Source organism: Streptomyces sp. NPDC087300, from assembly GCF_044744425.1.
In the GTDB taxonomy this organism is placed as follows: domain Bacteria; phylum Actinomycetota; class Actinomycetes; order Streptomycetales; family Streptomycetaceae; genus Streptomyces.
The window spans coordinates 205,876-221,679 of record NZ_JBIUYI010000007.1; the positions used below are offsets into that span (position 1 = coordinate 205,876).

At 71.3% G+C, this 15,804-nt stretch carries 14 protein-coding genes and 3 pseudogenes; 8 read left to right on the forward strand and 9 right to left on the reverse strand.

Going from position 1 to position 15,804, the window contains the following annotated elements; all coding sequences use genetic code 11:
- The first annotated feature begins 61 nt into the window (after positions 1-61).
- Both ACIO9J_RS29285 and ACIO9J_RS29290 read left to right on the forward strand, forming a co-directional pair.
- Positions 62-1,093 carry a GlxA family transcriptional regulator gene (locus ACIO9J_RS29285; protein ID WP_402005969.1) on the forward strand — a complete coding sequence of 344 codons (1,032 nt, stop codon included), beginning with the start codon at positions 62-64 and terminating at the stop codon, positions 1,091-1,093.
- Between the two features lie 49 nt (positions 1,094-1,142).
- Positions 1,143-1,439 (forward strand): annotated as a pseudogene (locus ACIO9J_RS29290) (integrase core domain-containing protein); the annotation flags it as partial.
- A 370-nt stretch (positions 1,440-1,809) separates the two neighbouring features.
- Here the strand turns inward: ACIO9J_RS29290 and ACIO9J_RS29295 are convergent.
- Positions 1,810-2,643 (reverse strand): helix-turn-helix domain-containing protein, encoded by an 834-nt coding sequence (locus ACIO9J_RS29295; RefSeq protein ID WP_402005972.1) that lies wholly within the window; start codon positions 2,641-2,643, stop codon positions 1,810-1,812.
- A gap of 82 nt (positions 2,644-2,725) precedes the next feature.
- Between ACIO9J_RS29295 and ACIO9J_RS29300 the strand changes: the two genes are divergently transcribed.
- Positions 2,726-3,142, forward strand: coding sequence for a nuclear transport factor 2 family protein (locus ACIO9J_RS29300; RefSeq protein ID WP_402005975.1), 417 nt, complete (start codon positions 2,726-2,728; stop codon positions 3,140-3,142).
- 108 nt (positions 3,143-3,250) lie between these two features.
- Here the strand turns inward: ACIO9J_RS29300 and ACIO9J_RS29305 are convergent, their stop codons facing one another.
- Entirely contained in the window at positions 3,251-4,114 is an 864-nt protein-coding gene (locus ACIO9J_RS29305) for a hypothetical protein (protein WP_402005978.1), read from the reverse strand.
- Positions 4,115-4,172: 58 nt separating this feature from the next.
- Positions 4,173-4,877 carry a GntR family transcriptional regulator gene (locus tag ACIO9J_RS29310; protein ID WP_402005981.1) on the reverse strand — a complete coding sequence of 235 codons (705 nt, stop codon included), beginning with the start codon at positions 4,875-4,877 and terminating at the stop codon, positions 4,173-4,175.
- 162 nt (positions 4,878-5,039) lie between these two features.
- Here ACIO9J_RS29310 and ACIO9J_RS29315 point away from each other — a divergent pair.
- Together ACIO9J_RS29315 and map are read left to right on the forward strand one after the other, a co-directional pair.
- Positions 5,040-5,273, forward strand: a pseudogene (locus tag ACIO9J_RS29315) (YbhB/YbcL family Raf kinase inhibitor-like protein); the annotation flags it as partial.
- A gap of 422 nt (positions 5,274-5,695) precedes the next feature.
- A complete protein-coding gene (map, locus tag ACIO9J_RS29320) occupies positions 5,696-6,478 on the forward strand; it encodes a type I methionyl aminopeptidase (RefSeq protein ID WP_402005984.1) in 783 nt (260 codons plus the stop codon).
- Positions 6,479-6,529: 51 nt separating this feature from the next.
- Here map and ACIO9J_RS29325 read toward each other — a convergent pair.
- The 4 genes and pseudogenes from ACIO9J_RS29325 to ACIO9J_RS29340 all read right to left on the reverse strand — a co-directional run bounded on the left by ACIO9J_RS29325 (position 6,530) and on the right by ACIO9J_RS29340 (position 13,060).
- Positions 6,530-7,372 (reverse strand): annotated as a pseudogene (locus tag ACIO9J_RS29325) (IS5 family transposase).
- 800 nt (positions 7,373-8,172) lie between these two features.
- Complete coding sequence (locus ACIO9J_RS29330; RefSeq protein ID WP_402005987.1) at positions 8,173-8,775, reverse strand: hypothetical protein; 603 nt, start codon at positions 8,773-8,775, stop codon at positions 8,173-8,175.
- A gap of 1,006 nt (positions 8,776-9,781) precedes the next feature.
- Entirely contained in the window at positions 9,782-11,338 is a 1,557-nt protein-coding gene (locus ACIO9J_RS29335) for a CehA/McbA family metallohydrolase (RefSeq protein WP_402005990.1), read from the reverse strand.
- Between the two features lie 96 nt (positions 11,339-11,434).
- Positions 11,435-13,060 carry a carboxylesterase/lipase family protein gene (locus tag ACIO9J_RS29340; RefSeq protein ID WP_402005993.1) on the reverse strand — a complete coding sequence of 542 codons (1,626 nt, stop codon included), beginning with the start codon at positions 13,058-13,060 and terminating at the stop codon, positions 11,435-11,437.
- Between ACIO9J_RS29340 and ACIO9J_RS29345 the strand changes: the two genes are divergently transcribed.
- Entirely contained in the window at positions 13,059-13,217 is a 159-nt protein-coding gene (locus tag ACIO9J_RS29345) for a hypothetical protein (protein WP_402005996.1), read from the forward strand. The genes ACIO9J_RS29340 and ACIO9J_RS29345 overlap by 2 nt on opposite strands.
- Before the next feature lie 86 nt (positions 13,218-13,303).
- Complete coding sequence (locus ACIO9J_RS29350) at positions 13,304-13,864, forward strand: TetR/AcrR family transcriptional regulator (protein ID WP_402005999.1); 561 nt, start codon at positions 13,304-13,306, stop codon at positions 13,862-13,864.
- 61 nt (positions 13,865-13,925) lie between these two features.
- Here the strand turns inward: ACIO9J_RS29350 and ACIO9J_RS29355 are convergent, their stop codons facing one another.
- Entirely contained in the window at positions 13,926-14,282 is a 357-nt protein-coding gene (locus ACIO9J_RS29355) for an antibiotic biosynthesis monooxygenase family protein (protein WP_402006002.1), read from the reverse strand.
- Positions 14,283-14,373: 91 nt separating this feature from the next.
- A complete protein-coding gene (locus ACIO9J_RS29360) occupies positions 14,374-14,811 on the reverse strand; it encodes an ankyrin repeat domain-containing protein (protein WP_402006005.1) in 438 nt (145 codons plus the stop codon).
- A gap of 96 nt (positions 14,812-14,907) precedes the next feature.
- Between ACIO9J_RS29360 and ACIO9J_RS29365 the strand changes: the two genes are divergently transcribed.
- On the forward strand, positions 14,908-15,768 hold the full coding sequence (locus tag ACIO9J_RS29365) for a TIGR03619 family F420-dependent LLM class oxidoreductase (RefSeq protein ID WP_402006008.1): 861 nt from the start codon (positions 14,908-14,910) through the stop codon (positions 15,766-15,768).
- Positions 15,769-15,804 lie beyond the last annotated feature (36 nt).

Here is a 15,804-nt window from a genome sequence, read left to right on the forward strand (position 1 = left end):
CTCTGCCGATCACGAGCGGCACAGAAGTGGCCCGAGAGCCACTATGTGCAACTATTGGGCCATGACTGTTGCGACGCCGCATCATGTGGCCGTCCTGGCCCTCGCACCGGTGGTGGCCTTCGACCTGAGCATCCCGGCCCAGATGCTGGCCTCGGTCGAAACCCGCGCGGGCACCGCGGCCTACGAGGTGCGCACTCTCACCCGGGACGGTTCCCCAGTACCGACGGTGAACGGGTATGGCGTCACGCCGCAGGGCGACCTGTCCCTGCTGGAGCACGCCGACACGGTGATCGTCGCCGGTACGCGCTGCCCGGAGGTACTGGACGCCGGCGCGGTGGATGCCTCCATCGCCGAAGCGCTGCGCCATGCGGTCCGGCGTCGCGCCCGGGTGGTGTCCCTGTGCACCGGCTCGTTCGTACTCGCGGCCGCCGGCCTGCTGGAAAGCCGCCGGGCCGCGACCCACTGGCGCTACGCGCAGCAGTTCAGGCGGCTCTTCCCCGCAGTCGACCTCGACACCGACCCGCTCTACATCGCCGATCGCGGGATCCTGACGTCAGCCGGTGGCGCGGCCGCCATCGACCTGTGCCTGCACCTGGTCCGGGAGGACCACGGCAGTTCCGTGGCGAACCGGGTGGCGCGGTACAACGTCGTCGCGCCCATGAGAGACGGAGGGCAGGCACAGTACATCGAGCACCCGGTCCGGGAGGACGTAGGCACCTCGACGGCCGGGGCGCGGACACTGATGACGGAACACCTGGATCGGCGGCTGTCCCTCAAAGACCTCGCGGCCCACTGCCACATGAGCGTACGGACCTTCACCAGGCGCTTCCGACAGGAGACCGGACTCTCCCCGGCCGAATGGCTCGCCTCGGCCCGCTTGGCACACGTACGCCATCTGCTGGAGTCGACCGAACTGCCTGTTGACGACATCGCCGCCAGGGCCGGCCTGGGCAGCGGCACCAACCTGCGGCAGCACATGCGCACCGCTCTGGACATCACCCCGTCCGCCTACCGGAGGGCATTCCGCTCGGCCACCACTGCCTTCGCACCTCCCCTCTCCGCGGACCAGCGGGTCCGGTCCGCAGGCACGTGACGCCGTTCGGCGCGGGGTGCCCGGGAACACGACCGCTTGCACGGTGAGTCGGCGCAGCACGGACCGGGTCGGTTCGAGCTGTGACAGTGCCCTGGCCGAGCCGTTCCTCCAGGGCCTCAAGCGCGAGTTGCTCCACGGGAGGCACTGGACCTCCAAGGCGCAGGCCCGGCTCGAGCTGTTCCCCTGGCTGTCGTACGACAACCGGCGCCGTCGGCATCCCGCGCTCGGCTACCTCACACCAGCCGAGTTCGAACAGCAACTGACCACATCACATACGCTGTCACTCGTCGCGGGAGAGCCCCCGTCCGGCGGTGGGGAACGACGGCGCCAGAGCCGGTTCCTCTAAGCTTGTCCTACCGTCCTAGCGCGGGCCTACACCGGTCATTCGCAGGATCGGTGAGCTCGAAGACTCCGGGTATGGCAGTGAGCTTGTCGCCGCACGATGGCTGAAAGAACTTGGCCGCCCGCATGGCTTCGCACCCTGTCGACCAAAGTGCGCGGCCATGGTGACGTGCCAGCAGCACTGTCTCGAACGGGGCTCGTGACAGCGGCCAGCTCCAATTCCCCACGTATGGCCAGTTCCGAGCTCACGGAGGATGGCCGGCGGGGGAACGCAGATTGTGCTCCCCGGGGTGGAAGCCATCTCTGCGTCCGTGCCGAGTGGTGTGTACTGCGTGGAGCGTGGTGTCGGTCTGTCTCGCCGACGCCGTGTCCGCCTACGTGATGTCGTGCACCGCCAGACCTGGCTCGCGGGCCATGGTCGCCGGAGTCATCCCGGTGAACTCCAGGACGTCACGATGCAGGTGGGACTGGTCGACGTAGCCGCTGTCCACCGCGATACGGGCCGCGTCCTCGCCCGCAGCCAGGCGGTGGACGGCATGGTCGAAGCGGACCAGCTTCGCGGCGCGCTTGGGCGGGAGGCCGACCTGCGCCCGGAACCTGGACCACAGGCGTTTGCGGCTCCACCCGACCTCGGCCGCCAGCTCGTCGATCCGGACCCGGCCGCGGCTGCCGACGATCCGGTCCCAGCACCACGCCACTTGGAGGTCCACGGGCGGCCCCGTCTCTCCCCGGCAGGCGAGCAAGGCGTCCGTCAGGGCGAAACGGTCCTGCCACGAGCGGGCTTCACTGAGTTGCTCCCGGAACCGTGGCGCGCCCCGGCCCCACAGGTCGTCGAGGCTCACCACCACGTGCTCCAGCTCCGCCGGGGAGGTGCCCAGCAGCGCGTACGCGACCACCGGGGACAGGCGCACCTCCACGCACTCGATGTTCTCGCCCCGCACGTGAAGAGCGCCATGTCCGAGCCCGGCGACAAGGCTTGTCAGCTGCTGCCGGCCCGTGGCGGTATCCACGACGAGCGAACCGTCACCGAGCTCCAGAACCAGCGTGACGGCCGGGTGCGGGACCGCCCGCATGTCGACCGGTCCCGCGCTGCGGTCGCGGAATCCGGCCAGGCTGACGCCGGCCGTCCGACTGGGCCATGGCGGCCTCGCTACGTCCCACCTGGCCACCGCCTCACGCTCGCGCGCGGAGTATCGCGTAGATCTCACCACCCCACTGTCCTGCCTAAGCAGCGGCCGAAGGGAACATTTGTCCAATACACCGGCACGCACTGAAGGCGACGGTGGGTTCATGAGCCAAAACATCATCCAGAACGCGTTCCAGGCGCTCGCCAGTAACGACCCGGACCGGATCTCCGCGGTCCTCACCGAGGACGCCGAGTGGCTGTCGCCCCCTGGGAACCACGCTGCCGTCGCGCTCGGGGTGACCCACCACATGGTGGGCAGGGAGGCGATCGTGCGCTTCTTCTCCCAGGACTTCCCCCGGTTGTACGCGCGTGACGTCGCGGTCACCTTCTACGGGGTTCACGTCGACGGCGAGCGGGTGGCTGTGGAGGCGGCCATAACGGCGACGCTCGCCAACGGCAACCACTACAGCAATGACTACTGCTTCGTCGTCGAACTCCGGGACGGACTGATCCACCGGGTCCGCGAGTACGTGGACACAGCCCGCGGTCTCCGTATGGTCTTCGGTGAAGTTCCACGGTAGTTGTCCCCGACCTGGCCGCCTCCGAGCTCACTGCCATACCCGGAGTCCTCGAGCTCACCGATCCTGCGAATGACCGGTGTAGGCCCGCGCTAGAACGGTAGGACAAGCTCAGCCTTTGCCGAAGTGCACCGCGGGGAAGGCGCCCGCTGCCCTGAGGGTTTTGGAGAAGCTGCCGGCCAGTTCGGTGAGGCGTGCGGTGGCGGCCGGGCCGAGGTGGTCGTACGGGGCGGCGTCGAGGCGGTCGGTGAGCTCCTCGACCTCGCCGCGCAGGGCCGTGCCCGCCTGCGTGAGGTCGCCTGCCTCGTCCAGCAGGCCGCGTCGGCGCAACCGCTCCCGGGCGGCGCCCCACTGCTGCGCGGTCCACCCGCGGGTCCGCATGAACAGTGCCGATGTCGGTGCCCTGCCGGTGGCGTTGTGCAGGACCAGCGCCTCGATGCCGGACAGTCCGGCGACCGCCAGCGCGGCGAGGTGACCGTCACCCCGGTGCTCACGCAGCAGTGTCGCGGCGTGCCACAGGGCCAGGTGCGGTTCCTCGGGTACGGGGAGTTCGGCGTTGGCGGCGTACAGCGGCCGTGCCTCCCGGCGGCAGGCTTCGGTGGCGTGCAGCGCCAGTTCGGCCGCCTCGGACATCTCCGTGGACGTGAGGGCCTCCTTCCCGAGCAGTCGCTGCAGCGTTCGGTCCGTGCCGCGCAGCCGTGCCGTGAGCACCGCTTCCGGTGTGGTGAGGGTCCATGCGGCGGGGATGTACCGCTGCACGTGCTCGCGGTTGAAGTTGTAGAACGTGGCCGTGACGGTGCCCGCGCCGACGGCGCCGAGCGGTGCCGCCCGGCCCGCGAGGTAGACCATGGATCCGCGCTCGAGGCCGAGTGCCGCGAGCTCGTCCTCCGGTTCCGGCGCGAAGTACACGGATGAGTGCAGGGGGCTGACGGCGTTGTGGCAGTGGCGGCCCGTGCCGCCCTCGAGGGAAGTCATGCTGCGGCTCCGGTGTCGGTGATCAGGTGCGGTCGTGCGGCCGGGCAGCCAGGGCGCATCAGGCTTCGTCCGCGGCTTCGTGGTGGGGGCGGACGGTCAGTCCGGCCGCGGTCTGGGTGAGGTGCTGGGTCAGGACCTCGGCCGCGGTGTCGGCGTCGCGGGCGAGTGCGGCCTCCTCGAGCCGCCGATGTTCGAGGACGCCGTCCCGCCCGGGGTTGCGGTGCGCCGACCAGCGGCGAGCCAGCTCGCTCGCGGTCCACATTCGGTCGAAGGTCTCCAGCAGGACGGGGTTGCCGCACCCCTCCAGCAGCGTGCGGTGGAAGACCCGGTGGGCTTCGGCCCATGCGCCGCTGTAGTGCTCGCCCTCCTCCGCCACGTACGCAGGGGTGCGGGTCAGCCGGTGGTGGGCGGCTCGTACGCGGGCTTCCCAGTCGATGTCGCCGCGTTCGACGGACATGCGCAGCACGAGCGGTTCGATGGTCCGGCGGGCCTCCGCGATCTCTTGCCAGCGGCGGTCGGAGAAGGCAGGGACGGCGAAGCCGCGGTTGGGCAGCCGGTCGGCGAGGCCCTCGCCGACCACTCGCACGAGCGCCTCGCGGACGACGGCCAGGCTCACGCCCTGTTCTTTGGCGAGGTCCTGGGGTTTGAGGGCGTCGCCGGGGGCGTGGTCCCCGCGCATGATCGCGTCCCGCAGGTGTGTGTAGACCTGCTCGGAGAGCATCTGGTTCCCCGCCGGGGGCGAGGTGCGGGTCTTCTGAGGCATGCCTACACAATAGACGATCTGAGCAATAATCGATTATCAACGTTATGGCCGATCTCGACAGCGAGCGGAAGCGTGACCGCACCGCCTCCTGACGCCGCCACGGCGCAACCTCCGCCGACCGCATCACCGCCACCTCACAGCACACCCGAGAGGCACGACGCCATGAGCTCCAACGACCCCTTTTTTCCCGCCTCCCCGAGGTGGCCCCCTACGCCGTTGTCAGCACCACCGTCACCGACGGTGCCCCCTGGTCAATCGAGCAGCACTCCGGCCCCTCCGGCATTCCCGGCGGGAAGGACGCCTCCCCGCACCCTTCTTGGAGCGGCACCCCGAAAAGCGCCAAGAGCTACGCCGTAACGGCCTACGACCCCGACGCCCCCCACCGGCTCCGGATTTGCGGCCCGCACCAAGCGCAACCGGGCCCCCTGCCTGGTCAACGTCCGGAGCGGGTGTTACGAAACCAGCGATGGACGTCGTTCGCCAGGCAGGACCGGCCGATTCCCGACGGTTCGCTCCGCCGGTTGATCCAGACCTCGGCCCAGACGGCGTCGAGAGGCAGGCCGAGGATGCCGGGCGATCTCCGCGGCGACCGGGAAGGCCACACGGCCGGATCCGATCTTCCGCAAGGCTTCGGCGAGATACGCGAAGCGAGCGCCACTTCCAGCATCGAGCGCCAGCCCCGGGCCCGGCGGAGCAGTGCGCCAAGGAGCCGCATGCGTTCCACCTCGGCGGGGGTGAGCGGCAACCTGACCGCGACCCCATTCTCATACCGGTATAGTTAGACCGGTATAGTTATTGGAAGCGTATGAGAGGTCCCCATGATTGAGATCCTGAACTCCGCACGGCTTGAGCGGGCGAGGGGCACCGGCGCTCTGGTCGGAGACATCCTGCACACACTGAAGCAGCGCAGCACGGTCGGGACGAACCTGCTGGACATCGACCAGTGGGCCAAAGAGATGATCACCGAGGCGGGAGCGCAGTCCTGCTACGTCGACTACGCGCCTTCCTTCGGGCGCGGACCGTTCGGGCACTACATCTGCACGGCCGTCAACGACGGAGTGCTCCACGGGCGGCCTCACAACTACACGCTGGCAGACGGGGATCTGCTGACTCTCGACCTCGCTGTAGCCAGGGGCGGGGTGGCCGCGGACGCCGCGATCAGCTTTCTCGTGGGCAAAGCCAGGCCGGCGGAGAGCGTTGCGATGATCGAAACGACTGAGCGTGCACTCGCCGCCGGCATCGCCGCCGCCAAGCCTGGGGCACGCATCGGTGATCTCTCCCACGCCATCGGCACGGTTATCAGCGCGGCAGGCTACCCGATCAACACCGAATTCGGAGGCCACGGCATCGGCTCGACCATGCACCAGGACCCCCACATCGCGAACACCGGACGGCCCGGCCGCGGATACAAGCTGCGCCCCGGACTGCTGCTCGCCCTGGAGCCCTGGGTCATGGACGACACTGCCGCACTCGTCACCGACGCCGACGGTTGGACGCTGCGCAGCGCGACAGGCTGCCGGACCGCGCACAGCGAGCACACCATCGCCATCACCGACAACGGAGCCGAAATTCTCACCCTGCCCACGCAGGCGCGACCGTAAGAGGGTGCCGTAACTGAGCGTTTCGCCTTGTGGGGTGTGTTTGATCTCGGGTTAGGTTCCGCGCCAGTTGGGGGTGGCTTCGCCGGTGAGCCGGCGGGCCATGAGGTCGATCATCGCAAGGTGGATCATGGCTTCGGAGCGATGGGGGTGTCGCTCGTGGTCGCGGGCGAGGCGGCGGTGGTGCATGAGAGTCAGCCGATGCTGCGCTCGATCGTCCAGCGCCTCGGGAGGATCGTGAACCCGCGGGCGCCCGGCGGGCGTTGCACGGGGTGGACGTCGATGCCCAGGCGGGCGCCGTGGTCGATGGCGGTGGTGCGGTAGCCGGCGTCCCCCCCCACGCCTTCGTGACGCGCGGGTGGGCGGCCGCGATGCGGGACAGCAGGGTCCGGCCGGCCGCGGTGTCGGAGATGCTGGCGGCGGTGACCAGCACGGTCAGCAGGAGGCCGAGCGTGTCGCAGCCGAGGTGGCGTTTGCGGCCGATGATCCGTTTGCCCGCGTCGGTGCCCTGGTCGGCGAGGTGGACGTTGGCGGAGGTCTTGATGGTCTGGGAGTCCAGCACGCACGCGGAGGGCTCGGCATCGCGGCCCTCGCGCTCGCGGACCAGGCGCCGCAGCAGCCCGGTGAGCTGTTCGAACACGCCGTCGGTCTGCCACTTGGCGAAGTAGCCGTAGGCCGTGGCCCAGGGGGCGAAGTCGTGGGGCAGGTAACGCCAGGGGATGCCGGTGCGGTCCACATACAGGATCGCGTTCATCATCTGCCGCAGGTCGTGCTGGGGCGGCCGGCCGGTGTCCAGGGCGTTCCGGCGGCGCCGGGCCGCCAGGCCGTGAGCACGGGCTCGATCAGCTCCCAGCGTGCGTCGGACAGGTCGCTGGGGTACCGGTCGCGCGGGGTCATGTTCCCGATGTACCGCACGGCGGGCAGGCTGACCAGCGGTCAAAGCCCCTGGGCCGGTGGCATGTTGGGAGGAGACAGGAGATGCCGGAACGAAACAGCCCACTCCTGCCCCGGCACAGTCCGCCCGCCGCGCTAGCCCCTTCGGCCTCGGGACATCGAGGCCAGCGAATGCCCTCATCTCGCCAGCAAACAGGCCGAAACACTCAGTCAGTGCGTGTCGCCGTCCCGTTGCTGTCTCCTCCCACCCACCCGCCCGCACCCACCGGGGCCTCCGTCACCGGCCGCGCGCTGCTGCTGCGGCTTGGTGCTGTGCTCCTGCGTGATGCGGCGTGCGCCTGGACGGTCCTGGCCCGTCAGCGTGCGTCGTCGTCCCGCAAGGGCCTCCTCCCACCCACCCGCCCCCTCCTACTGAGGGCCTCCGCCACCTGCTGTGCGACGCCAACCGTGATGGGCTTCGCCCGGCCGGATGGCCATGAGCCCGAGCCGCCCTCGTGCCCGGTCCGCGCACGTGCTCCCCCCCCCGACAGGCTTCCTGTCGTCGTGACCGGTGGAGTCAACGGGGTTCAGGGGGGAGGGATGTGGGGGCCCTCGCGTCGGGAGGGGGTGGGTGGTCGGGGTGGTGCAGTCGGGTGGTGGTGGGCGTCGGCGGGGGTGCAGCTGGTCGGACGTGGGCGTCGGCGGGGGTGCAGCTGGTCGGACGTGGGCCGCGGCGGGGGTGCCGGTGGGGGGCTCGGGTGTGTGTGGGGGCGTCGGTGGTGGTTCGGGTGTGGGCGTAGGTGTATGTGGTGGCTCCGGTGGGCCTAGCCGATCGTCAGGTTCGTGAAGTGGATCGTGACGCTCTGGGCGTCGCCGGACGCGGCGTTGTCGACCTTGGTGACCCTCGGCTCTTGCAGGTTGTACTGCTTCGTCACGGTGCCCGCGTTGTCCAGCACGCTGAGGGACGCCGTCCCGGGCTGGGTGGCGCCGTTGATCAGGTCGGTGAACTGCTGGGACTGTTCGGTGCCGCGGACCACGGTCAGCGTGCCGGACTGCTGCCGGCCGGGGATGAGCTTGTTGGAGGGGGTCTGCTCCGTGGGCTGATCCACCTGGAGTCCGGAGACGTCGCGGAGGGTCTCGGTGCCGCCGTCGACGCTCAACTGGGCTTTCGCGGAGGCCAAGGCATCGCCCTGCTGGAAGTTCATCTCCCCGCCCTCGGACCTGGAGGTCAGGTCCGATTGGCCCTTCGTGCCTTTGTCGGACGATTTGGCATGCGACTCGGCCTTCTGGGACGAACTGGCGCCGCTGCTCGACGCGTCGGTGTCGGACGATCCGGAGCCGCACGCGGTCAGCAGACCGAGGGACAGCAGGGCGACGGTGGCCACGCCGGCCATGCGGCGGCGCGAGCTGATGCTGGAACGGGGCATGGGGACTCTCCCTGAGCTGTCGGGGTTCGAGCCGTCGTCGGCGGCGGGGCGGGTGCATTTCTCTGACGCCCAGTCCCACTGGCCAACGGCGGCGTGTGTCGGACGACTTGAGTCTGTGAGCGGGTCTGCCCCGGACGCCACGGAATGTGGGCAGAACGGGAAGCCGGGACGCGTTGTTGCCGCTGGCCAGGGGAAACGAGGCGTGGGTGGAACGCTGGAACGGGACGCCCTCGGCGGGAGTGGCTCTCCCTTCAGGGGCCCGTGCTCCGTGTTCCGTGCCCGTGCCCGTGCCCGTGCCCTGTGCCCGTGCCCTGTGCCCGTGCCCGTGTCTGTGTTCCGTGCCCGTGCCCTGTGCCCGTGCTCGTGCCTGTGTTCCGTGCCCCGTGCCCCGTGCACCGGGATCCCCCTGCACCGGGAACACCCTGGCTTCCGCCTCACGCCTCACGCCTCTGTCGGCCCTCGCCTTCGCACCGCGTCGGGCGGCAGCTCCTCGCCGGTGTGGGCAGCTCGTGCTGGGCGGGGGCGGGTGGGCGGGGTGAGGCGGTCAAGGGGTGTGTGGCGCCGACGGTGGTGCCGGTGGTGGGTGGCTCAGGTGTGTGGGGAGGCGCGGGGCGGAGCCACTGGCCCTAGGTGTCGCGCGTCCGTCGGCTCGCGCGTCCGTTGACCTGTACGTCCGTCGGTCCTCGCGTCTGTTGGCTCGCGCGTCCGTCGGCCCGCGCGCTCGGCGGCCCTCGCCTCTGCCCCGCGTCGGGTGGCATCCCCTGGCCGGTGACGGCAGCTCACGCTGGGCGGGGGCGGGTGGGCGGGGTGGGGCAGCCAGGTGGCGGGGAGGCCGACGGGGGAGCCGGTGGTGGGGCAGAGGCGTTCGTAGCGCCTCCGCCCCGTGGCCGACGTGGGCTCAGCCCGTGTCGACGTGGGCTCAGGCCCGTGGCCGACGTGGGCTCAGGCCGTGCCGACGTGCGCTCAGCCCCGTGGCCGACACGCACTCACCCCCGCCCCGCCCCCCTCAAACCCGCCCCAAAAAGATCGGATTGGTGAACGCCGACAGGGGCCCCGGAAGGCCCGGTGTCACCGGTGCGTGGCGGAGTTCCGCGCGTACGTACGCCGCGTACGACGCCGTCGTACGCCATTCCAGCGTGCCCGCCCCCGACTCGGGCAGCGCGGGGCCCGTGTGCAGCACGCCCTGGTCCGTGACGACGCGGGGCGTGCAGCCGGGGGCGCCCTTGATGTCCAGGCGGACGGTGACGGGGGCTTCGCGGTCGACGGGGAGGCGTTCGCCGATGCCCGCGTGCTTGCCGCGGCCGCCCGCCGCCGAGAAGGACAGCTCGACGGACTTCGACTCGGCGACGTAGGAGTGGCCCTTGCGGATGCCGTCCTGGATCGCCTCGCGGGTCAGGTCGTCGGCGAGGACGACCGTCTGGGGGCTGCCGACGGGGTCGGGGTCCCGGTGCGCGTCGCTGTTGCCCATGGCGGGGATCCACGGCTTGCCGCCCCGTACCGACGCCACGAGCATGCTGTCCCAGTCGGCGAGGGAGATCTCGTCGTCCGGCGTGTACGCGCCGTTCCACACCTCGACCGCGTCGGCCTCGCCGAAGCCGAACTTCCAGTTGCAGCCGACGCAGGTGGCGTGCGGATGGGCGGGTACGACGAGGCCGCCGGAGTCGCGGACCTTGCGCGCGTACCTGCCGAAGCGGTTGTCGCGGGCCCGGTAGCGCCAGTCGATGAACGTGCCGGGGTCGGTGCCGAGCGCGAGCACGTGGCCGTTGCGGGTGGTGATCTCCTCGCCGAGCATGATCAGCAGGTCGTCGCCCGCGAGATCGGCCCAATGGGCGTGCGCGGAGTGCGTGTTGTGCTCGGAGGAGTTGATGAAGTCGAGCCCCGCGGCGCGCGCGGCGGCGGCGACCTCGGCGAGGGTGCGCTTGCCGTCCGAGTACACGGAGTGCAGATGGCAGTCGCCGCGGTACCAGGCGCGGCCCCGCCCCTTGGCCCGCTCGGGCGGGTACACGGGCTTCGGGGTACGCCCCGGCGCGCCGTACGTGAGGGTGATCGTCACCTCGTACGGCAGCCCCTCGGGGGCGACCGTGTACGGGCCGAGCGCGATGTTCCACGTGCCCGCGCGGACCCGGCCGGGCAGATAGCCGGGCGTCGCGTCGTCGGCGCGGAGGAAGAACTCGGTGCGGGCGCCGCCCGACCAGCCGCGGAAGCCCTTGCCGCCGAGCTCGGTGCCGCGTTCGTCGAAGACGCCGATGTCCAGGGCGTTGCCCTGCGTCCCCGCGGGGACCGCCGGCTTCTCGTAGGCGTACGCCACGTGGAGTTCGCTGACCCCGTCGGGGATCTCCACGGGCAGGTAGACGAAGTCGGGCGCGCCCGGGGGGAGGGTCCCGCGAACGGTCCTCGTCTCCCGGGTGCCCGCCTCCTTGCCGCTGTCCTGCCCCGGCTGCGGGGCGCGCCGCTCGGCGCCGCTGGCGAAGCTCACGCCGTTCAACGTAAGCGCGGCGGCGGCTCCCGTCACGAACAGTCCGCGTCTGTTCATTCCCCCGCGCTGCGGTTGGTCCTCGCACATGCTGCGGCTCCCAGGGTGTCGGTGATGACGTGGGTGATGCGTGCAACCCTGGTATTCAGCCGTGAACTGTGCGGCAAGGGAAGGCGATTGACGGACTTACGCCCGGTGTCCTGTCCGGTCTCCGGTGCGCGGGTCGAGCGCCTTCCAGAAGGCGTGGTGGTGGTCGGCCGCGAAGTCGGTGGGTCCGACGCGGTCGGACGCGAGCCGCTGCACGGACCCGCCGTCGGGCGTGAACCGCTGCCAGGCGGGCGTGCCGGGCCCGTTCATCTGGCCGGTGTGCGCGAACCGGCTCCAGTAGGCGATCACCGTGTCCGAGAGGTCCGACCGGGCGGCGTCGAGCGGCTCGAACAGGTCGTTCTCGAACAGGTAGGCAAGGTCGACCATGTGGCCGGTGCCGAGCGAGAAGCTCTTGGGCCGGGGCACGTTCTTGAAGTACGGGGACGTGGCTTCGGCGAAGTCGTAGGCGTAGACGGGGGTGTGGCGGGCGAGCGCGCGCTGGGTGTCGAGCGCCGCGGTCGACCACTCCGAGTCGGTGAGGACGGCCGAGAGCGCCGCCCCGGGCGCGGGGTAGTCGGTGACGGGGTACTCCGCAAGGACCGCGGGGGCGTCCTCCTCGAACCGCTCGGTGACCTTCTCGGCGTACCCCTCCGCGGTCAGCGGCTGCCCCGTCTTGATCTCGTCGAGCCCGGCGAGGGCGCTCATCTCGTCGTGCGTGGAGCCGTGCAGCACCGGCACCCGGGCGAACCGTCCTGCGGCGATCGCCCGTGCCGGGGCCTCGGGCAGCACCTTGCCGTCCACCACGGGCCGGTACCCGTCGTGCCCGGACGCGGACGCCGCGACGAGCTCGGCGGTGGACTTGCCCCGCAGGCAGGAGTCGACGGTGTCCGCGTCCTTGCAGTGCGCGGCCTTGGCGACGGCGTGACCGTTGGCCCGTGCCTGGGTGCGGGTGAACGAGCCGTCGGGGCCGACGCAGCCCGCGCTCTGCACGATCGCCTTGTGGAAGAGCCCGCGGGCGCCGGGTGACACGAGCTGGGCGCAGACGCTGTAGCCGCCGCCCGACTGTCCCATGAGCGTGACGTTGCGGGGGTTGCCGCCGAAGGCGCCCGCGTTGCGCTGGACCCAGCGCAGGGCGGCCTGCTGGTCGAGGAGGCCGAGGTTGTCCGGTGCGCGCAGGCCGGGGGCGGAGAGGAAACCGAACGCCCCGAGGCGGTAGTTGACCGTGACGACCACGGCGCCCTGCCGCTCGGCGGCCAGCTTGGCGGCGCGGTAGGAGGCGCCGTCCCCGTAGGTGAAGCTGCCGCCGTGGATCCAGACGACGACCGGCAGCCGTCCGGTCGTCCGCCGGGACGGGGTCGTGACGTTCAGGTTGAGGCAGTCCTCACTCCCGCCGCCCTCGATGGAGATGGGCTGGTCGGTCGGCTGCGCGCAGGCGCTCCTGGGGGCGCGGGCGTCCAGCGGCGCCGACCAGGGGCGCACGGGCCGGGGCTCCCGCCATCTGCGTTCGCCGGTCGGCGGGGCGGCGTAGGGGATGCCCTGGAACGTGCGCACCGCTCCGGCGACCGTGCCCTGGACCGGGCCTTCGGCGGTCATCACGCGGGCGGAGGGGGCGGAGGCGCCGGGGGTGCCGGGGCTCGCGGTGGCGGTTCCCGCCGTGAGCGCGGCGGCGGCGAGCGTCGCGGAGAGGGCGGCCGCGGCGAGGGCGGTGACGCGGGACTTCTTCATGGTGCGCGTGCTGCTCGTGCTGTGTGTGTTGCTCGGGCTGTGCGGGCTGCTCGTGCTGTTCATGGGGGCTCCCGTGGCCGACGTGGTCTTCGATGTCCCGCAAGGTATCCAGGAGTTGGGCAAGTGCGCAATACGTTTGTATAAGTCGATCGTCTGAGGCGTACGTCTGATTCGTACGTCCAAGGCGATCGCCTCAGGCGTTCGTGCGGCGCAAACGTGCAGCTCATTGCTAGGGTCCGCGGCATGGGAAACCGGGAGAAGCTGCTGGAGGCGGCCAGGGAGTGCCTCTTCGCGAAGGGCTACGAGCGCACGACGGTCCGCGATCTCGCCTCCGCTGCGGGCGTGAGCATGGCGGCGATCGGCTATCACTTCGGCTCGAAGGAGGCGCTGCTCAACCAGGCGCTCTTCGAGGCGCTCGACTCGGGGGAGCGGGCCTTCGGACCCTCGTCGGGTCCCGCCGATCTCGGGGCGCTGTGGCGGCGGCTGATCGAGGCGTTCGCGACCAACAAGACCTTCTGGATCGCGAATCTGGAGACGGTCCTGCGCGCGCAGCGCGATCCGGAGCTGCGTGCGCAGCTGGCCGCCGGGCTGGGGCAGGGGCGCGCGGGCATGGCGCGCGAGGTCACGGGGACCCCGGAGGACGAGCTCTCCGAGGAGACGGTCCGCACCCTCGGATCGGTGCAACTCGCCCTGGTCAGCGGCCTGATGATGCAGCACCTCACCGACCCCGGGTCCGCACCCACCGCGGACGAGGTCCTCGCGGGGCTGCGGGCACTGGCCGCCCACGTGCCCGAAGGGGAGTGACGGGCGGTGAGGTCCGGCCGCCCCCGCGCAGATGCGGGGCGGCCGTCGTACGGAGGGCTCGCTAGGGCGCCGTCACCTCGACGGCGACGTCGTACAGCGCCGGGTTCGGCGTCACCGTGCTGACCGCCTGGTCGCGCGCCGCCTGGGTGCGTGCCGAGAAGGCGGGATCGGCCGTCGCGGCCCGGTACAGCTCCTCGCTCGCCCAGTGCGAGACGTTGACGAGCTGGAAGCGGGCGTCCGTCGAGCGGGACCTGTGCAGCCGGGAGTCGATGAACCCCGGCTTGGCCCGCATGAGCCCGACCCGCTTCTCCCACCCGGCGATGAACTCGTCGAGGTCGACGCCGTCGATCTCGAAGACGTTGATGAACGTGACGGGTCCGTCCGGTGTCGTGCCGTTCTGCCTGTGGTCCGTGTCCATGTCCGGAACCCTAGACGGCGGACTCAATTGGCCTTCGTGCGGCTCTGGTTGAGGGGATCGGCCCGGACGAGTTCACCGTGCGCCCCACCCGCTAGGAGCCCTCCTCGACCGCCCCCGCCGCCACCAGCGCCGCCACCGTCTCCGGATGCGGTCCCGACGCCCCCTGTCGCGCCCAGCGCAGCGGGGACATCCCGGTGCCGTCGTCCTCGCGGAGGTCCGGATCGGCGCCGTGGGCGAGGAGTTCGCGGACCGTGGCGGTGTGGCCCCAGGCGGCGGCGCCGCACAGCGGGGTGCCGTCCGTGAGGCCGCGGCTCTCGGTGTCGGGGCGCGCGCCCGCGCGCAGCAGGACCCGCACGGTGCTCGCCGCCCCGTGCACGGAGGCGGCGTAGAGCGCGGTCGTGCCGTCCGCGTCGGGCAGTTCGGGATCGAGCCGGCCCGACCGCAGCAGGGACCTGACCGTGGCCGTGTCGCCGAGCATGGCAGCACACACCAGGCGATTGGTGAGCTTCTTCCGTTTGCGTCCGGTCACGTGTGTCAGGGTAAACAGGCCCCGGCCATGGACCAACCGGGTTCCTGGGGATAGGAAGTGCTCCCAAGCGTTACTCCCGCCTCCCCGGAGGAAACCGTGCGCATCTCCGCGACGCTCTACCTGACCGACGGGACGATAAGCCCGGTGCGCCTGGCCGGCGAGCTGGAGGGGCGGGGCTTCGACGGGCTCTATCTGCCCGAGCACACCCACATCCCGGTCCCGCGCGAAACCCCCTACCCGGGCGGTGAACTCCCGCCCGAGTGCGCCCGCATGCTCAGCCCCTTCGTCGCGCTCGCCCAGGCCGCCGCCGTCACCGAGCGGATCACGCTCGGCACCAACATCGCCCTGGTCGCCCAGCACGACCCGGTCGACCTCGCCAAGCAGATCGCGACGCTCGACCACCTCTCCGGCGGCCGTGTCACCCTCGGCATCGGCTACGGCTGGAACCGCGAGGAGGCCGCCGACCACGGCGTGGAGTGGCCGCGCAGACGCAGCGTCGTACGGGACCGGATGGCGGTCATGCGGGCGCTGTGGGCGGACCGGCCCACCGCGTACGAGGGGGAGTTCGCCTCGGTACGGGCCAGTGAGGTCCATCCCAAGCCGCTGCTCGCGCCCCGCGGTCGCCTCGGCAAGGGGCCGTTGTTCGGGCCGCGCACGCTGATCGGGGGCGCGGCCGGGCCCGGCCTGTTCGCGCACATCGCGGAGTACGCCGACGGCTGGATGCCGATCGGCGGCAGCGGTCTGCGCGAGGCGCTGCCGGTGCTGCGGCAGGTGTGGGCGGACGCGGGGCGCGCGCCGGACGACCTGTACGTGGCGGTGACGGCCGTCGAGCCGGCGGCGGGCAAGCTGGCGCACTACGCGGAACTCGGCATCGACGAGGCCGTCGTGCAGCTGCCGCCCGGTGACACGGCCGAGGTGTGCGCCGCGCTCGACGCCCACCAGCGCCACCTGCGGTGACCTGCTGTGACGGGCCGGGAGCGGGGTAGGCGACGG